At 66.4% G+C, this 17,033-nt stretch carries 9 protein-coding genes; 8 read left to right on the top strand and 1 reads right to left on the bottom strand.

Annotated features, from left to right (window positions below; genetic code table 11):
• The first annotated feature begins 1 nt into the window (after position 1).
• The 3 genes from ISO4_RS07580 (at position 2) to ISO4_RS07570 (ending at position 3,118) form a co-directional block, all read left to right on the top strand.
• On the top strand, positions 2 to 1,297 hold the full coding sequence (locus ISO4_RS07580) for an NTP/NDP exchange transporter (protein WP_323745352.1): 1,296 nt from the start codon (positions 2 to 4) through the stop codon (positions 1,295 to 1,297).
• Positions 1,298 to 1,403: 106 nt separating this feature from the next.
• Positions 1,404 to 1,859, top strand: coding sequence for a hypothetical protein (locus ISO4_RS07575; RefSeq protein ID WP_194855752.1), 456 nt, complete (start codon positions 1,404 to 1,406; stop codon positions 1,857 to 1,859).
• An 8-nt stretch (positions 1,860 to 1,867) separates the two neighbouring features.
• Positions 1,868 to 3,118 carry a cytochrome-c peroxidase gene (locus ISO4_RS07570; protein ID WP_194855751.1) on the top strand — a complete coding sequence of 417 codons (1,251 nt, stop codon included), beginning with the start codon at positions 1,868 to 1,870 and terminating at the stop codon, positions 3,116 to 3,118.
• Here ISO4_RS07570 and ISO4_RS07565 read toward each other — a convergent pair.
• Positions 3,096 to 4,004, bottom strand: a complete 909-nt coding sequence (locus tag ISO4_RS07565) for a LysR family transcriptional regulator (protein ID WP_142948559.1) — start codon at positions 4,002 to 4,004, stop codon at positions 3,096 to 3,098. The genes ISO4_RS07570 and ISO4_RS07565 overlap by 23 nt on opposite strands.
• Positions 4,005 to 4,181: 177 nt before the next feature.
• Between ISO4_RS07565 and ISO4_RS07560 the strand changes: the two genes are divergently transcribed.
• The 5 genes from ISO4_RS07560 (at position 4,182) to ISO4_RS07540 (ending at position 17,000) form a co-directional block, all read left to right on the top strand.
• A complete protein-coding gene (locus ISO4_RS07560) occupies positions 4,182 to 5,369 on the top strand; it encodes an acyl-CoA dehydrogenase (RefSeq protein WP_194855750.1) in 1,188 nt (395 codons plus the stop codon).
• Between the two features lie 5 nt (positions 5,370 to 5,374).
• A complete protein-coding gene (locus tag ISO4_RS07555) occupies positions 5,375 to 6,613 on the top strand; it encodes a CaiB/BaiF CoA transferase family protein (protein ID WP_194855749.1) in 1,239 nt (412 codons plus the stop codon).
• A gap of 49 nt (positions 6,614 to 6,662) precedes the next feature.
• Entirely contained in the window at positions 6,663 to 8,300 is a 1,638-nt protein-coding gene (locus tag ISO4_RS07550) for a VRR-NUC domain-containing protein (protein ID WP_194855748.1), read from the top strand.
• Positions 8,297 to 10,582 carry an ATP-dependent DNA helicase gene (locus ISO4_RS07545; protein ID WP_142948563.1) on the top strand — a complete coding sequence of 762 codons (2,286 nt, stop codon included), beginning with the start codon at positions 8,297 to 8,299 and terminating at the stop codon, positions 10,580 to 10,582. The genes ISO4_RS07550 and ISO4_RS07545 overlap by 4 nt, the downstream gene beginning before the upstream one ends.
• A 187-nt stretch (positions 10,583 to 10,769) precedes the next feature.
• A complete protein-coding gene (locus ISO4_RS07540) occupies positions 10,770 to 17,000 on the top strand; it encodes a carboxypeptidase regulatory-like domain-containing protein (protein WP_194855747.1) in 6,231 nt (2,076 codons plus the stop codon).
• The last annotated feature ends 33 nt before the right edge of the window (positions 17,001 to 17,033 follow it).

The following is a 17,033-nucleotide window of genomic DNA, read 5'->3' as shown; positions in this document are numbered from 1 at the left end:
CGTGAGCACCTTCGCCCGCTTGTTCAATCTGCACAGCCGGGAAGCGCCTTCGGTGCTTGCCGGTCTGTTGATGTTCTTCCTGCTGTTCACCGGTTATTTCATGCTGCGCCCGGTACGCGAAACCATGGGCGTGGCCGGCGGCGTGGACAACCTGCAGTGGCTGTTCACCGGCACCTTCGTGGCGACGCTGGCGGTGCTGCCGCTGTTTGGCTGGCTGGCCTCGAGAGTGGCGCGGCGGCGCATCATGCCCTGGGCCTACGGTTTTTTCGTCGCCAACCTGCTGCTGTTCGCCGCGGTTTTCCTGCGCTGGCCGGAAAACCCCTGGGCGGCGCGCAGTTTTTATATCTGGTTGTCGGTGTTCAACCTGGTGGCGATTTCCCTGGCCTGGAGCGTGCTCGCCGACGTGTTCTCCACCACCCAGGCCAAGCGCCTGTTCGGCATGATCGCCGGCGGCGCCAGCCTGGGCGGGCTCACCGGGCCCGGCCTGGGGGCGCTGCTGGTGGCGCCGGTGGGCCATGTGGGCCTGCTGATGCTGGCGGCCCTGTTGCTGGCGGCGAGCGCCGGCGCCGGGGTATGGCTGTACCGTTGGCGCGACCGCAATCCCTTGCCGGCCGGGACGCGGTCGCAGGAGGAGAGCCGCCATGTGCCGCTCGGCGGCAACCCCTTCGAGGGCGCCGCCGAGGTGGCCCGCACCCCGTTTCTGATCGGCATCGCCGTGTTCGTGGTGCTGCTGGCCAGCGTCAGCACCTTTCTCTACTTCGAGCAGGCGCGGCTGGTGGCGGAGCACTTCCCGGACCCCACCCGGCAGACCCAGGTGTTCGGCCTGATCGATACCGTGGTCCAGGGGCTCGCCATCCTGACCCAGGTTTTCCTCACCGGGCGCATCGCCCAGCGTTTGGGCATCGGCGTGCTGCTGGTGGCGGTGCCGGTGGTGATCGCCGCCGGTTTCCTGTGGCTGGCGCTGGCGCCCACCTTCGCGGTGTTCGTGGTGATCATGGTGGCGCGCCGGGCCGGGGAATACGCGCTGGTGCGGCCCGGCCGGGAGATGCTCTACACCGTGGTGCCGCCGCAGCAGAAGTTCAAAGCCAAGAACTTCATCGACACCGTGGTCTATCGCGGCGGCGACGCGGTCAGCGGCTGGGTGAAGCGGGCGCTGGATCTGCTCGGCGAGCTGCCGGGGCTGGCCATGTTCATCGGCGCTGGCATTGCCCTCACCTGGGCGGGCACCGGCTTTCTGCTGGGACGGGCCCAGCGGCGCCGGGAAGCGGATCCGGAGGCCCCGGCGCGGCGCTCTTGAAGCGCCGCCCGGGCCGCCGAAAACCGCCAGGGTAAACACGGCGTTTCACGGAAGGCTCACGCCGCCGTGACGACGATGACAAGTTTGGATCACCGGGAGCCCGATAATGATAACAGCGCGCCGCCTGCCCCTTTTGGCCTTGCTCTTCGCGATCCTCTGGTCGCCGTCCGTACTGGCCGCCGGAGGCGATGACGCCGCCGGCGCCGTGCCCGCCCAGGTGTTGAGCGAGCAGGGACGTTACCGGGTGGAAGTGCGCCAGGTGCCCGAGCCGCTGCCCGAGGGCGAGCACTTCAGCCTGGGGTTACGGGTGGTGAGCATGGATAACCCCGACACGCCCTTGGACGCCTCCGCCGTCTCCGTTGAAGCGGGCATGCGCCACGGCCGTGAAGACGGCTTCGCCCACGGCATGCAGTCCGAACCGCAAGTGAGCGCCCGCGACGGCCTGATCCTGGTGGAGGGGCTGTACTTCCATATGGGCGGTGCCTGGACCCTGCAGCTCGCCATCGACGGTGACGACGGCGAAGACCGGGCCTGGCTGACGCTGCCCTGCTGCGGGGGATGAGCCGGCTCTTGGGAGGCGCCGCCCTGATCGCGGCGCTGGCTGTGGCGGTGCCCTGGCTGGCCGCCGCTGGCGCCGGTGACACCGCGTTCACGGACGCCGAGCGGGCCGCGGTGCGGGCGCTGGCGGTGCCGCCGGGCCATACCCCGCCGGAAATTCCGGACCCGGCGCTGGCGGAGTTCGGCCAGCGCCTGTTCTTCGACCGCCGGCTGTCCGGGGACGGCCGCTTTTCCTGCGCCTCTTGCCACCAGCCGGAACGCGCCTTCACGGACGGCCTGGCCCTGCCGGAAGCGGCCGGGCGCGGCCACCGCAATACTCCGACTCTGATCAATGTGGCGGACAACCCCTGGTTTCAATGGGACGGCGCCGCCGATAGCCTCTGGTCGCAAATGCTTCTGGTGATTGAGAACCCTCGGGAGCTGGATAACGACCGTCTGAACCTGGCGCATACGCTGTATCGAAATAAGGATTTGCGCGCCGCCTACCGGCGCCGCTTCGGCCCCCTGCCACCGATGTCCGAGGGCACGCGTTTCCCGGCCCACGGCTCGCCCCAGGCCGCATCGGACTCGCTCGAAGGCCGGGCCTGGCGGCGCATGGCGGCGGCCGACCAGGAGGCGGTCAACCGGGTGATGGCCAATCTGGGCGTGGCGCTGGCCGCCTGGCAGCGGCGGCTGGTGCGCTATGATTCGCCGTTCGACCGCTTCGCCGCCGCGCTCGCCGACAACCCGGACCCGCTGCCGGACGACGCCTTCCCCGCCGCCGCCCGGCGCGGGCTCAAGCTGTTCGTCGGCGAGGCGCAATGCACGCTCTGCCACAGCGGCCCGGAGTTCAGCAACCAGGCGTTCCACAACCTGGGCGTGCCGGTCACGGACCACCGGGACACCGGCCGGGAGCAGGGGCTGCGGCGCCTCGCCGCGAGCCCGTTCAACGCCGCCGGGCCCTACGCGGGCGATGACGGCGACGCCGACCGTCTGCGTTTCCTGCCGCCGCCGGAAAGCCAGCGCGGCGCCTTCAAGACCCCCAGCCTGCGCAACGTGGCGCGCACCGCGCCGTATTTCCACGACGGGCGCTTCGCCACGCTGGAACAGGCGGTGCGGTTTTACCTGGAGCCACCGGACGGCGAGACCCTGGGCAAGCGCGAAGACACCCTGGACCTGATCCCCGACCTCACCGACCGCCAGGTGGCGGACCTGGTCGCCTTCCTGAAAACCCTGAACAGCGCGCCGCTGCCCGAGGCCGTTACAGCGCCGCCGTCTCCTTAAACGCGGTAACCTCCGCCACCAGCCAGTCGCTGAACGCGCTCAGGCTGGGGTCTTCCGCTTTGCGCTCCGGCAATACCAGGTGGTAGGCCTTGGCGGTGCGGTAGCTGTGCTGAAACGGCACAACCAGCCGCCCGGCCTCCAGCTCCTGGCGGATCAGGAAGGGCGGAATCAGCGCCACGCCCATGTCCTGCATGGCCGCCTCGGCGAGCATTGAGAACAGCTCGTAGCGCGGGCCGGCCATGTCCTGGTCCACCCGCAGGCCCAGCGAATCAAACCATTCCCGCCAGGCGTAGGGGCGCGTAGTCTGTTGAAGCAGGGTCTGCTCGGCGAGCTGCTGCGGAGTGCGCACGCCGTTGGCGTTGAGCAGGCGCGGGCTGCACACCGGCACCGGCTCTTCGTGCATCAGCGCGGTGGTGCGGGTGCCGGGCCACTCGCCGTCGCCGAAGTAGATGGCGGCGTCGAATTCGGTGTCCGCGAACAGGAACGGCCGGGTGCGGTTGGTCAGGTTCACGGTGATGCCCGGGTGGGCGTCGTGGAAGCCGCGCAGTCGGGGCAGCAGCCAGCGGGTGGCGAAGGTGGGCACCACCGCCAGTTCCAGGGTCTGCCCTGGGCCGTGCTGGCCCATCACCGCCAGGGTATCGCGCTCCAGATCGTCCAGACGCGCGGTGACCCGGCGGCTGTAGGTGCGGCCGGCCTCGGTGAGCTGCACGCCGCGCCGGGTGCGCCGGAACAGCTTCACGCCCAGGAAGTCCTCCAGGTTGGCGATCTGCCGGCAGATGGCGCTCTGGGTCAGGGCCAGCTCTTCCGCCGCCTTGGTGAAACTCTGGTGGCGGGCGGCGGCCTCGAAGCCGACCAGGGCGGTGGTGGCGGGGATTTTTCGGCGCATGATTCACTCGCTTGCTATCAAAAAGTGACAAAATAGCACAGGTTGGTGCAATTTTATCGTTTGAAAGCGGTGCGCTGTTCTCCCTAGGATGACGCCCAAATCCAATAATGACACCGGTTTGCGGCGCCCCGGGGCGTGACAGGCCGACTTTGGTTCGGAATGAAGAGGACGAATTCCATGGCACAGAACGCATCTTTTGATTGGGCCAGCCCGCTGCTGCTGGACCAGCAACTCACCGAAGACGAGCGCATGGTGCGCCAGACCGCCGAGCAATACGCCCAGAACAAGCTGGCGCCGCGTGTTCTGGAAGCCTTCCGCCATGAGAAGACCGACCCGGAAATCTTCCGCGAAATGGGCGAGCTGGGCCTGCTCGGCGCCACCATTCCGGAAGCCTACGGCGGCGCCGGCATGAACTATGTGTGCTACGGCCTGATCGCCCGCGAAGTGGAGCGGGTGGATTCCGGCTACCGCTCGATGATGAGCGTGCAGTCCTCCCTGGTGATGGTGCCGATCAACGAATTCGGCAGCGAAGAGCAGAAGCAGAAGTACCTGCCCAAGCTGGCCAGCGGCGAGTGGATCGGCTGTTTCGGCCTGACCGAGCCGGACCACGGCTCCGACCCGGGCAGCATGGCCACCCGCGCCAAGAAAGTGGACGGCGGCTACAGCCTCACCGGCAACAAGATGTGGATCACCAACAGCCCGATCGCCGACGTGTTCGTGGTGTGGGGCAAGACCGAAGACGGCAAAATCCGCGGCTTTATTCTGGAAAAAGGCTGGGACGGTCTGTCCGCCCCGGCGATCCACGGCAAGATGGGCCTGCGCGCCTCCATCACCGGTGAAATCGTCATGGACAATGTGTTCGTGCCGGAAGAGAACATGTTCCCCGAAGTGACCGGCCTGAAAGGTCCGTTCACCTGCCTCAACTCCGCCCGCTACGGCATCTCCTGGGGCGCGCTGGGCGCCGCCGAGGACTGCTGGCACAAGGCGCGCCAGTACACCCTGGACCGCAAGCAGTTCGGCCGCCCGCTGGCCGCCAACCAGCTGATCCAGAAAAAACTGGCCGACATGCAGACCGAGATCACCCTGGGCCTGCAGGGTTGCCTGCGCCTGGGCCGCATGAAGGACGAAGGCACCGCGGCGGTGGAGATCACCTCCATCATGAAGCGCAACTCCTGCGGGAAGGCCCTGGACATCGCGCGGATGGCCCGCGACATGCTCGGCGGCAACGGCATCTCCGACGAGTTCGGCGTGATCCGTCACCTGGTGAACCTGGAAGTGGTCAACACCTACGAAGGCACCCACGACGTGCACGCGCTGATTCTGGGCCGTGCCCAGACCGGCCTTCAGGCCTTCACCGGCGAATGACCGGGATGCGAACGGGCGCCGCCAGGGGCGCCCTGGACGGCCTGCGCGTCCTGGATCTGTCGCGGGTTCTGGCCGGCCCCTGGGCCGGTCAGATCCTCGGCGATCTGGGCGCCGAAGTGATTAAAGTCGAGCGCCCCGGCCGGGGCGACGACACCCGCGCCTGGGGCCCGCCCTATCTCAACGACGGCCAGGGCGCGCCCACCTCCGAATCCGCCTACTACCTGAGCGCCAACCGCAACAAGCAGTCGGTCACCATCGACATCACCCGCCCGGAAGGCCAGCGGCTGGTGAAAGAGCTGGTGGCGGAAAGCGACGTGCTGTTGGAGAACTTCAAGGTCGGCGGCCTCAAGCGCTACGGCCTGGATTATGCGTCCCTGGCGGCGATCAATCCGCGCCTGATCTACTGCTCAATCACCGGCTTCGGCCAGGACGGGCCCTACGCGGAGCGGCCGGGCTATGACTTTCTGATCCAGGGCCTGGGCGGCCTGATGAGCATCACCGGCCAGCCGGACGGCGAACCCGGCGGCGGTCCGGTGAAAGCCGGCGTGGCCCTCACCGACATCACCACCGGCCTGTACGCGGCCATCGCGGTGCTGGCGGCGGTGAACCATCGCCATCAATCCGGCCAGGGTCAGCACATCGACATGGCCCTGCTGGACGTGCAGGTGGCCACCCTCGCCAATCAGGCGATGAACTTCCTCACCAGCGGCACCGCCCCCGGGCGCATGGGCAACGCCCACCCCAACATCGTGCCCTACCAGACGTTCCCCGCCGCCGACGGCGACATCATTCTCACCATCGGCAACGACGGCCAGTTCGCCCGCTTCTGTGAAGTCGCCGGCCGCCCGGAGTGGGCCACCGACGAGCGCTACGCCACCAACGCCGCCCGGGTGGCCAACCGCGATTCGCTGATTCCGGCCCTGCGCCAGACCACGGTGATGAAGACCACCGCCGAGTGGCTGCGCCTGCTTGAGGAAGCCGGCGTGCCCGGCGGCCCGGTGAACACCATCGAGCAGGTGTTTGGGGATCCGCAGGTGCAACACCGGGGGCTGCGCATCGATCTCTCCCACCCGTTGAGCCAAAGCGTGCCCCTGGTGGGCAGCCCCCTGCGCCTGTCCGGTTCGCCGGTGCGTTACGCCAGTGCGCCGCCGCTGCTCGGCGAGCACACCGGCGACGTGCTGAGCCAGGTGCTGGGCCTCGACACGGTCGCCATCGAACAGCTGCGGCGCGACGGCGTTATCTGACCGGAACGGACTGATTGGAGCGGGCACTGTCCATTGGTATGCTAGCCAAATGGACAGTGCCCCGATCGCCAACGTCACTCTGGACGACCCGTTTTACTACCTGCACCACTTCCAGGAAGTGCTGAGCTGGGTGGCGTCGCGCCATGGCGATCTGCTGAACGACGACGAGCTGGTCTTCGTGTCGGCGTTTGGCGCACTGCCCCGGCCGGCCCGGGCGCTGCTGGTGCGCATGGTGATGCGCAAGGGCGAACACTTCCGGGCGGATAAACTGGTCTACCCGGAGATCGGCGACACCCTCAGCGCCGCCGCGCCGCTGATCGATCACGGCTGGCTGGACCCGGCCCCGACGCTCGACCTGCCGACCCTGTTCCGGCTGTTCACCAAGGCGGAACTGCGCCACCTGTTGCGTGAGCCGTTGGCCGCCGCCGGGGTGCCGGCCTCGGCCCGCAAGGCGGACTGGCTGGAAGCGCTGTCCGAACTCGAAGACGTTCACCAGGCGCCTTCGGACACGCCGGTGTACCACCTCACCCTGATGCCCCTGTGCGACCGCTTCCGGCTGATGTTCTTCGGCAATCTCTATCAGGACTGGTCCGAGTTCGTGCTCAGCGACCTGGGCACCTTCCAGTACGAGCCGGTGAGTTTCAGCCAGAGCGTGCGGCCGTTTCAGAGCCGGCGGGACGTGGACGCCTACCTGCACCTGAACGCCTGCCGGGACCGGTTTCAGGCGGGCGACGCCCTGGAGGAGGTGGAAGCGGGGCTGCCGCCGGCGCCGGATAGCCCTTGGGCCCGGGAGCGCTGGGACCGGCTGTGTTTCAAGCTGGCGCGGGAGTGGGAGCGGGCCGGGGAACTGGAACGGGCCGGTGCGCTGTATAGTGATTGCCGCCATCCTGGTGCCCGGGGCCGGCAACTGCGGGTGCTGGAGCGCCGGGAACAGTATGACGCCGCCCTGACCCTGGCGCGGGACGCTGAGCAGGCTCCGGAAAGCGAAGCGGAGCGCCAGCAGCTGCGGCGCCTGCTGCCCCGGCTGCACCGCAAGCTGGGCCTGCCCCGGCCAACCCCGACGGCGCCGGCCCGGCCCCAGGTGCTGCACCTGTCCCTGCCGCCGGCGGCCAGCGTGGAGCAGGCGGCGGCCCAGGCCCTGGCCACCCCCGAGGCACCGGTCCATTACGTGGAGAACAGCCTGATCCCGGGGCTGTTCGGGTTGCTGTTCTGGGATGCGATCTTCGCGCCCGTGCCCGGCGCCTTCTTCCACCCGTTCCAGGGCGGCCCGGCGGATTTGCACCACCCGGAGTTTCGCCACCGCCGCCGGGCCGAATTCGACGCCGGCTTCCAGACCTTGGCGGACGGCGAGCACCGGGCGCGGATCCTGGCCCGCTACCGGGAAAAGTTCGGTCGCCTGTCGCCGTTCGTGCACTGGGGCCGGCTCTCCGAAGCGCTGCTGGAACAGGCGCTGGATTGCCTGCCCGCCGAGCATCTGGCGCTGTGTTTTGAACGGTTGCTGGCGGACATCGCCGCCAACCGGGCCGGCCTGCCGGACCTGATCCAGTTCTGGCCGGCGCAGCGTCGCTACCGGATGGTGGAAGTCAAAGGCCCCGGCGACCGGCTCCAGGACAACCAGCGCCGCTGGCTGGATTTTTTCATCGCCCGCGACCTGCCGGTGGCGGTCTGCCAGGTGACGTGGCAATGACCGACGCCATCGGGACCCCCAACACCTACACCGTGGCGGTGCGCGCCCTGTGCGAGTTCACCGCCAAGGCCGGCGACCTGGACCTGCGGTTCACGCCGTCGCCCACCGCCCAGGAAGGCATCGCCGGCCACGCCGTGGTGGCCGGTCGCCGGGGCGAGGGTTACGAAAACGAGGTCGCGTTGAGTGGCGAGTTCAAACACCTGAAAGTGCGCGGCCGTGCCGACGGCTACGACCCCAAGCACAACCGTCTGGAAGAGGTGAAAACCTTCCGCGGCGACCTGGACCTGATGCCCGCCAACCACCGCGCCCTGCACTGGGCCCAGGCGAAAATCTACGGCTGGCTGCTGTGCGCCGAGCGGGGGCTGGACGAACTGGAACTGGCGCTGGTTTATTTCGACATCGTCAAACAGAAAGAAACCCCGCTGCGCGAAACCCACAGCGCGGAAGACCTGCGCGCCTTTTTCGAAACCCAGTGCGAGATTTTTATTCACTGGGCCGATCAGGAACTGGCCCACCGCCACGCCCGCGACCGGGCCCTGGCTGATTTGGCATTTCCCCACGAACGCTTCCGGCCCGGGCAACGGGAGCTGGCGGAAGCGGTCTACCAAAGCGCCAGCACCGGCCGCTGCTTGCTCACCGAAGCGCCCACCGGCATCGGCAAGACCGTCGGCACCCTGTTCCCGCTGCTCAAAGCCATGCCCGGCCAGAAACTGGATAAAATCTTTTTTCTCAGCGCCAAAACCCCCGGCCGCAAGCTGGCACTGGACGCGCTGGAAACCCTGGACCCGGCGCCCCTGCGCACGCTGGAACTGGTGGCCCGCGACAAAAGCTGCGAACACCCGGACAAAGCCTGCCACGGCGAATCCTGCCCGCTGGCGCAGGGGTTCTATGACCGGCTTCCCGCCGCCCGCGCCGCCGCCGCCAAAGAAACCCGGCTGACCCAGGGGCGCCTGCGCGAACTGGCCCTCGAACACAGCGTCTGCCCCTACTACCTGAGCCAGGAAATGGCGCGCTGGAGCGACCTGGTGGTGGGCGACTACAACTACTACTTCGACCTCAGCGCGCTGCTGCACGGCCTCACCACCAGCAACCAATGGCGCGTCGCCGTGCTCGCCGACGAAGCGCACAACCTGGTGGAGCGGGGCCGGGGCATGTACTCCGCCGAGCTGGATCAGGCCGCTTTCCGCGCCGTCAAAAAACAAGCGCCGGTGGCGCTCAAAAAAGCCTTCGAAAAACTGCACCGGCAATGGAACAGCCTGAACCGGGACAGCGAAGTCGAGGACCCGCACGCCGATTACCAGGTACAGCCGGAACTGCCCATCGCCTTCCTGAACACGCTGCAAAGCACCGCCGCCGCCATCACCGACTACCTCGCCGAACAACCCTTCGCCCTGGACAGCGACCTCACCCGCTTCTATTTCGACGCGCTGCACTTTTTACGGGTGGCGGAACTGTTCGACGACGATGCGTTTCTGTTCGACATCACCTGGCAACAAAACCTGAAAGGCCGCCGCGCCAGCCGCCTTTGTCTGCGCAACGTGGTGCCCGCCGCGCTACTGCGCCCGCGCTTTGAAAGCACCCGCAGCACGGTGCTGTTCTCCGCCACCCTGCGCCCGCCGCGTTACTACGCCGACCTGCTCGGCCTGCCGGACAACACCGCCTGGAGCGAAGTGCCGTCGCCGTTCCAGGCCGACCAGCTGCAAGTGCGCGTGGCGCGCCGCATCTCCACCCGCTTCCGCGACCGCCCGGCCTCGCTGATCCCCATCGCCGACCTTATCGCCGACCAGTACCGCCAGCGGCCCGGCAACTACCTGGCCTTCTTCAGCAGCTACGACTACCTGGACCAGGCCCTCGCCACCCTGCGCCAGCGCCACCCGGACCTCACCGTCTGGGCCCAGGACCGGCGCATGGACGAAGCCGCCCGCGACGCCTTCCTGGAACGCTTCCAGGCCCACAGCCAGGGCATCGGCTTCGCGGTGCTCGGCGGCGCCTTCGCCGAAGGCATCGACCTGCCCGGCGCGCGCCTGATCGGCGCCTTCGTCGCCACCCTCGGCCTGCCGCAAATGAACCCGGTCAACGAGCAGTTCAAACAACGCATGGCGGCCCTGTTCGGCGACGGCTACGACTACACCTACCTCTACCCCGGCCTGCAGAAAGTAGTGCAGGCCGCCGGCCGCGTGATCCGCACCGAAACCGACCGGGGCGTGGTGCACCTGATCGACGACCGTTTCGCACGCGGCGAAGTGAAGGCGTTGTTGCCGGTGTGGTGGACGGTGCAGTAACCCGCTGCCAGAGCATTCTGGAACCGAGTTCACACTTCGTTGCCGACTGGCTGATTTCTTACAGCCGGTGTAAGCGATCTCTTATGCATCTTGTTGGTTAGCTTTGCTAGTTTTGGCGGCTCTAGGTTTGCCGCTCTCGGTCCGTGGGGGATCAAAAGCGCAAGGAATAGCAATTTGGGGGTAGGGCATGGAGACGCCTTTTGCCGGACCTGGCTTCCGGTTTCGTGTTGTGTTTTTTCTTTTTGCCGTCCTGATGGCGGTAGCAGCCTCATCACCGGCGCACGCTGGTCTGGCGGAAGGCCGCAGCTGGCTGGCCAGTCAGGTCACCGACAATGGCGGCATGGCCGGAGACGCCAGCCTGGCTATCGGTTTTCAGGCCACCTCGGAGGCGGTGGCACTGTGGCGCGCGGCGGAATGGTCCGGCGGTGCGCTAATCGATGGCCTTCCGGCCTATCTGCAAACCGCGGAAGCGGACGCCAGCACGGAAAATCTGGCGCGGCGTTTGTTCATGGGGCTCGCTGTCAACGGTGTTGATGGCGACCTTCGTGATCGACTGCTGCGCCGCAAGGGCGAGCGTTCCGGGTTCGGTGCCTTCCCGGGCTATCAGCCCGATCCGCTTAGCACGGCGTTCGCTCTCGCCGCGCTGCGGCAGTACAACATCACCGGTGAGCCGGCGGCCCAGGCCATCGGTTTTCTGCTTGATAGCCAGAACGAAGACGGTGGCTGGGGCCTGGACGGGGAAAGCTCCCAGGTCCAGACCAGTGCCCTGGTAATGCAATCGCTGTGGGAGTTCCGGCGTGACTTCAATATCGCCGGCGCGCTTGCCGAGGCGCGTGGGTTCTTAAGCAACCGCCTTGCCAACGGCGCCGTGACCCACACGGAGAGCCTGGCCCTCGCATTGATTCCGCTACTGAACGAAGCGGTGGACCGGTCCCCTTACGGTGACTGGATAGCGGAACTGACGAGCCGGCAGAACCCCGCCGGCGACTTTGAGAGTGACACCTACATCACGGCTCTGGCGCTTCGGGCGCTGGCCTTGTCGGCACAACCGCCGGCCGATCTCACGGTGCTGAACGGCACGATTGTCGACGCGGACAGCGGCCAGCCCTTGCCCGATGCGCTGATCGCCTTGCAAGGTCCACAGGACATCGACGCGCGCAGCGACCAGGCGGGCGCCTTTCGTTTTACCGATCTTCAGCGCGGCCATTACCGCGTAGAAATATCCCGTTCCGGCTATCGCACGCTGATTCTTAACACCGTGTTGGAGACCGGTGACAAGCGTGACCTTGGCGAGATCCGACTGGATGTGCGTGCCACCGATCCGGACACCGGCGAGCCGGTGACCACCGGGCTGATACGCGGGCAGGTTACCGACCGCCGCAGTGGCGCGCCGCTGTCCGGGGCAACCATTGCTCTGGCCGGTGGCACGTCGGTGATTACCGGCGCGGATGGACGCTATTTGCTGGACGAGGTCGCCGCCGGAAGCGTTGCGGTGTCCGCCTCGGCGCCGGGTTACGGGCAGGCCCAGGGCCAGGCCGAGGTGGTGGCCGGCCAGACACTGATTTTTTCCCCGGCTCTGGATCCGCAGCCGGACGGTGATGTGACCCTGTCCGGTACGGTGACCGCGCAAGAGGGCGGTGAGCCTGTCGCCGGGGCGATGGTAACGGCTCAGGTCGGTAACGACAGCAAAAGTGCCACCACTGGCGCCGACGGCTTCTACCAGCTGGACGAACTGAACGACGGCGAACTGACAGTGACGGTCAGCGCCGGTGGCTTTGCGCCGGCATCCGGCGTGGCGCAGGCCTCACCGGGCGCCGACATCACTTTTTCTCCGCGCCTCGTCGAGGAAGGCGCCCCCGGCGGCGAACAGCCCGGCGGCTTTACCGGCACGGTGGTGGACGCCATCACCGGGCGCGGCATCGAAGGCGCCCGGGTGCTGGTGGAAGGCGACAGCTATCAGGAAGAAAGCCTGACCGACCAGGACGGTGGCTTCCAGGTTGCAGGGCTGCCGAGCGGTGACGTGAGTTTGGAAGTCAGCATGGATGGCTACCTGCCACTGACCGGATCCGGTGCGGTGGAGGCCGGCTTCATCAATGATCTGGGTGAAGTGGCCATCACGCCTCGGGACGAAGCGGTGAACAGCGTGACCGGCCGTGTGGTGGACGTGCGCACCGGTGATCCGCTTCAAGGCGTGCTGGTGCAGGTCGGGCCGCCGGGGAGTGCCACCGTGAACGGCGAAGGGCTCACCGGCCAGGACGGTGCGTTCGAGGTGCCGGGACTGCTGCTCGCGGATTATGAAATCCGCTTCTCCCTGGATGACTATCAGGACAAGGCATTCCCACTGGTGATGACCACCGGCGGCACGCTTGATCTGGGTGAAATCCGCATGCGTCATCCCGGCGTCGACGCGCTGCTTCCGGATCTTGCCGTACAGGGCCTGGATACCGCCGCGCTGACCTCGAATCAAGCCACCTTCGCCGCCGGCGGTACGCTGGGCGTCACGCTGATTAACCGGGGTAACAGCGATCTTACCCAACCGTTCGAAGTGATCGCGTTCAGTGATCTGGATGGCGACGGCGTCTGGGGTGTCGATAACGAGCCCGTACTGGGCAGTCTTTCCATCGCTGAAGCGGTGGAAGTGGACACCACCCTGGACCTGGAACTGGCCATCGAGGGGGATCTGCCGTTCAGGGACGCGCCGATTTCGGTGATGCTGGATTCAGAGCAATCGATCACCGAACTTTCCGAAAGCAATAACCTGGAAAGCACCGCCGGCGAGTGCGTGAACAATCAGAAGCCCTATCTGGACCTGGGGCTGTGCATGGATTCCTCCGGCAGCGTTAGCCGTTCGGAGTTCCAGCTGCAACTCGAGGGCACCGCGCGGGCCATCGAAGACGCGGATATTGTGCCCCGGGATGGCAGTGTGCGGGTGTCGGTGACGCAGTTCGCCAGCGGCGCCTACGTGGAATTGGATCCGGTCATTGTTGAAGAAGACAACGTCGCCGAAGTGGGCGATGCGATCCGCGCGATCAACAAGCGCGGCGGCGGGACCAGCATCCACAGCTGTATCGATCGTGCTTCGGACCTGATTACCAACGCGAGCCCGGCGGCCCCATTGCGTGTGATTGATGTCTCCACGGACGGGCAATCCAACCAGTCGCGTGCGGTGGCTGCCTCCGAGCGTGCCCGCCAGGCTGGTATTAGTGTGCTAAACGCAATCGGCGTGGGGTCTGGTGCGAACGAAAATCTGCTGAACACTATTGTCTTCCCCCAGCCCGCGGGCGGCGAGCGTGGTTTCGTCCTCACGGTGGATGGCTATGAAGAGTACATGGAAGGCATCGCCGGCAAGATTTCCAGAGAGACGCGCATCGCCGACCTTACGGTGGGTGCGCTGACCCTCCTCGACAACGGTAACGGGCAAACCGTCAGCCTCAGTGCCGTGTTGGGCAACGCCGGCTCGGCGGATATCTCCGAAACGGTCACGTTGACGTTCTACAACGGCGATCCATCGGCAGGGCAGGTGATCGGTGACGTTGAGTATACCGGCGGCCTGGAATCCGGTACCCGTCAGACGGTGGTGTTGGAGGATATCGACGCGACCCTGTTGTCCGATGACGAGGTACAGGTCCGCGCGCAAATCAGCGGAGAGGTCTCCGAGTGCAACACCGGCAACAATACCGCCTCCGAGACCGTGTCCGCGCGCCTCGGCGAGGTCTCGCTTATGTTGTCGAGCCACACCCTGGCGCCGGGCGAGCAGCTGGAGCTGGACGCTTTGGTCACCAACAGCGGAGCGCTGCCGGCGGGCTACCAGGTGGCCTTGCATATCGAGGACAGCGACGGCGTCCGCGTGATCGGCTTCCCGGAACAAGGGGTCGCCGAGCTCGCCGCCGGCGAGGCGCAACGGGTGGTCGATCAATGGAACACCGGCGTTACCGTGGCCGGCCCTTACCGCGCGGTGGCTGTTCTTTACGCGGCCGATGGCCGCACGCTGGATACCGACAGCGCGGACCTGGTGATCCGGGAGGGCGGTGACTCACCCGTGCCGGTGGCTGATGTGCGCGTGGGTGCCGAGCGGGCGTCCTACCGGCTGGACGAGACCGCCGCTCTGGAGAGTCTGCTCGAAAATACCAGCGCCAGCACCCTGATCCAGAATGCCCGCTATCGGCTTGTGGTCAGCGGCCCTGATGGTGCCGTGCTTCTCAACGAGGAGCGACCGGTAAGTAGCCTGGCCGTGGCGCAGGTGCTGCCGTTCAGCGACGCGGTGTCGCTGGATAACACGCAACCCGGCACCCACAGCGTAGCCGGGACTCTGCTTAACGCCGATGGGGAAACGCTGGCGCGGGATCAGGCGACGTTTGATGTGGTCAGGGACCCGTTGGCTGCCGTGTCCGGCGAAGTCACCCTGGCGCAAGAGTGGGTGTATCAGGGCGACAGCCAGACCTGCCGCTACCGTGTCTCGTTACCCGAAGGCGCCGATCCGCGCGCCGTGACGGTGACGCGCACCCGACTTGATGTGGACAACCGCGAAACCCTGGCCACTGAAAGCGCCTCGGTCACCCTGAGTGGCGATGAACCTCTTACGTTCACGGATTCGTTCAGTACCGCGGGACGAACCCTGACCCGGCATGCCTGTGCATTGAGCGTAAGCCTGGACGGCGAGGTCCGGGAACTGGACCAGGCGTTGTTCCAGATTAAGGAGAAGCCGCTGTCGATCGAGACCGGTTTATACGCCTCCGATGCACCACGACTGCTGGTGCTGGCGGACCCGGTCCGTTCCACCTGTGAAGCCGTCACCGGCATCACCTTGAAAGCGGACTTCGAGCAACCGGTTCGGCCGCTGGATACGGTTAACGCCAAGGCCCTGGAAAGTCCGTTCCTGATTCGGGACCTGGAAACCGCCACTCCGCGCTTCTTCGACGGCGAGATGGATAACGACGGCGAGCGCCGCCTCGACCTGACGATCAGCGATCTGAACACCGACGGCGTTGAAATCCGAATCGACGGTGAGGATCTGGCGGAACGCTTCGAGAGTAAGAGCAGCCTTGAGGTGATGGTGGATTACCCGCGCTTCCTTTGGTTCCGGAACACTCTGACGACCGGAAAGCAGAAGTTCCATTGCGGCAAACCGCCGGAGCCCGGCGATAACCTGGGCGATTTCCAGGTGGTGGACGTCTCTCTGGAGGAACGCGCCAGGAACGATCAGCGCGACAATAAGCTGGAGCAACCCGCGATCGCCGAGCAGCGCGCCCGTCTGGACACATTCCTGGCAAGCCGCGCACACACCCTGGTGGATTCATCAAAGGCGTTCCGGCGGCAGCTTCATGCCGGTCAGCACCACCAGTATCTGCTGCTCGCCGATCGTGTGCCGCTGAATCACTGGGACGCCAAGTACCTTCGCGAAGCGGCAAACCGCGGCGAAGGCGTGATCCATGCTTCCGGCGACCGGCCGCACCCGCTGCTCCTGACCACGGCCCTGGGCCTGAAGGCCGGTCACGGGCCGGGCCATAAGCCGCATCGGGCCCATACCATCACCTTGCTGGACAGCGCTCTGGCCCAGGCCGGTGAGTTGCCGCTGTTGTTGCAGCGCCAGGTGCCGGCGACCCGTCTGCATCGGGCGGATCTGGCCGGTTACTTCAAGCCGTCATCGCAACACAAAGGGCGTCATGGCGGCCATCACCACGGTTGGCCGCATCCGGATCCCAGCACACCAGCGGTCACGCTCAATGAATACGGGGAAGGGCGCACGGTGTTCCTGGCCTTTGACTGGCTCGCGGAAATGACGGTCTCGGACGCCGGCGGTGAAGAACAAGGGGCGATGGCCGAACTTATGGAGCAGGCTCTCGACCACACCGCGCCGTCCACTCTGAACCCGGCCGCCGGTGAACCGGTGCCGCTGCGCCTGACGGTCGAGAATACCGGACCTGCCTTGATGGTCACCGTCGCCCTGAACTGGGACAACGGCGGGACGTTAGTGGACGCGGTGCCCGATACCGGCGACGACGGGCAATGGCACTTTGACCTGGCGGCTGGGGAGACTCGCGTTCTGCAAGCCTGGATCGCCTCGGACGAAAGCGACCAGAGCCTGCGAGTGGAGGCCGTGTTTGAAGGCGAAGACCAGGCCGGCAACCAGGTGGAGGCTTCAAGGCAGCTTCACCTGGAGCTGGACCAGGATGTCCCTGACCTCGGTCAGGTCCATGAAAAGGTCGGTTCCGCTTACTGGCAGAGGCCCTGGGACCTGGCTTTGAAAAAAGCCCTGCTGGAACTGGGCTCAGCGAAACACGCGTTATACCAAGGCAAACAGGAAAAAGCGTTGCGCTTTGCGCTGAAAGCCACCTCGTCGCTGGCGGCGTCCCATCATGCGGATGCCAGTGCGTTGCGGCTTGAGCTCGATCGGGCGATTCGGGGGATTCGCCCATGAAACCAACATTCGGAAAAGGACCTTCTCTGGGGG

Source organism: Alloalcanivorax venustensis ISO4 (assembly GCF_015356855.1).
GTDB lineage: Bacteria > Pseudomonadota > Gammaproteobacteria > Pseudomonadales > Alcanivoracaceae > Alloalcanivorax > Alloalcanivorax venustensis.
The sequence above is the reverse complement of the archived record's forward strand: the minus strand, read 5'-3'. Positions and strand labels throughout refer to the sequence as shown.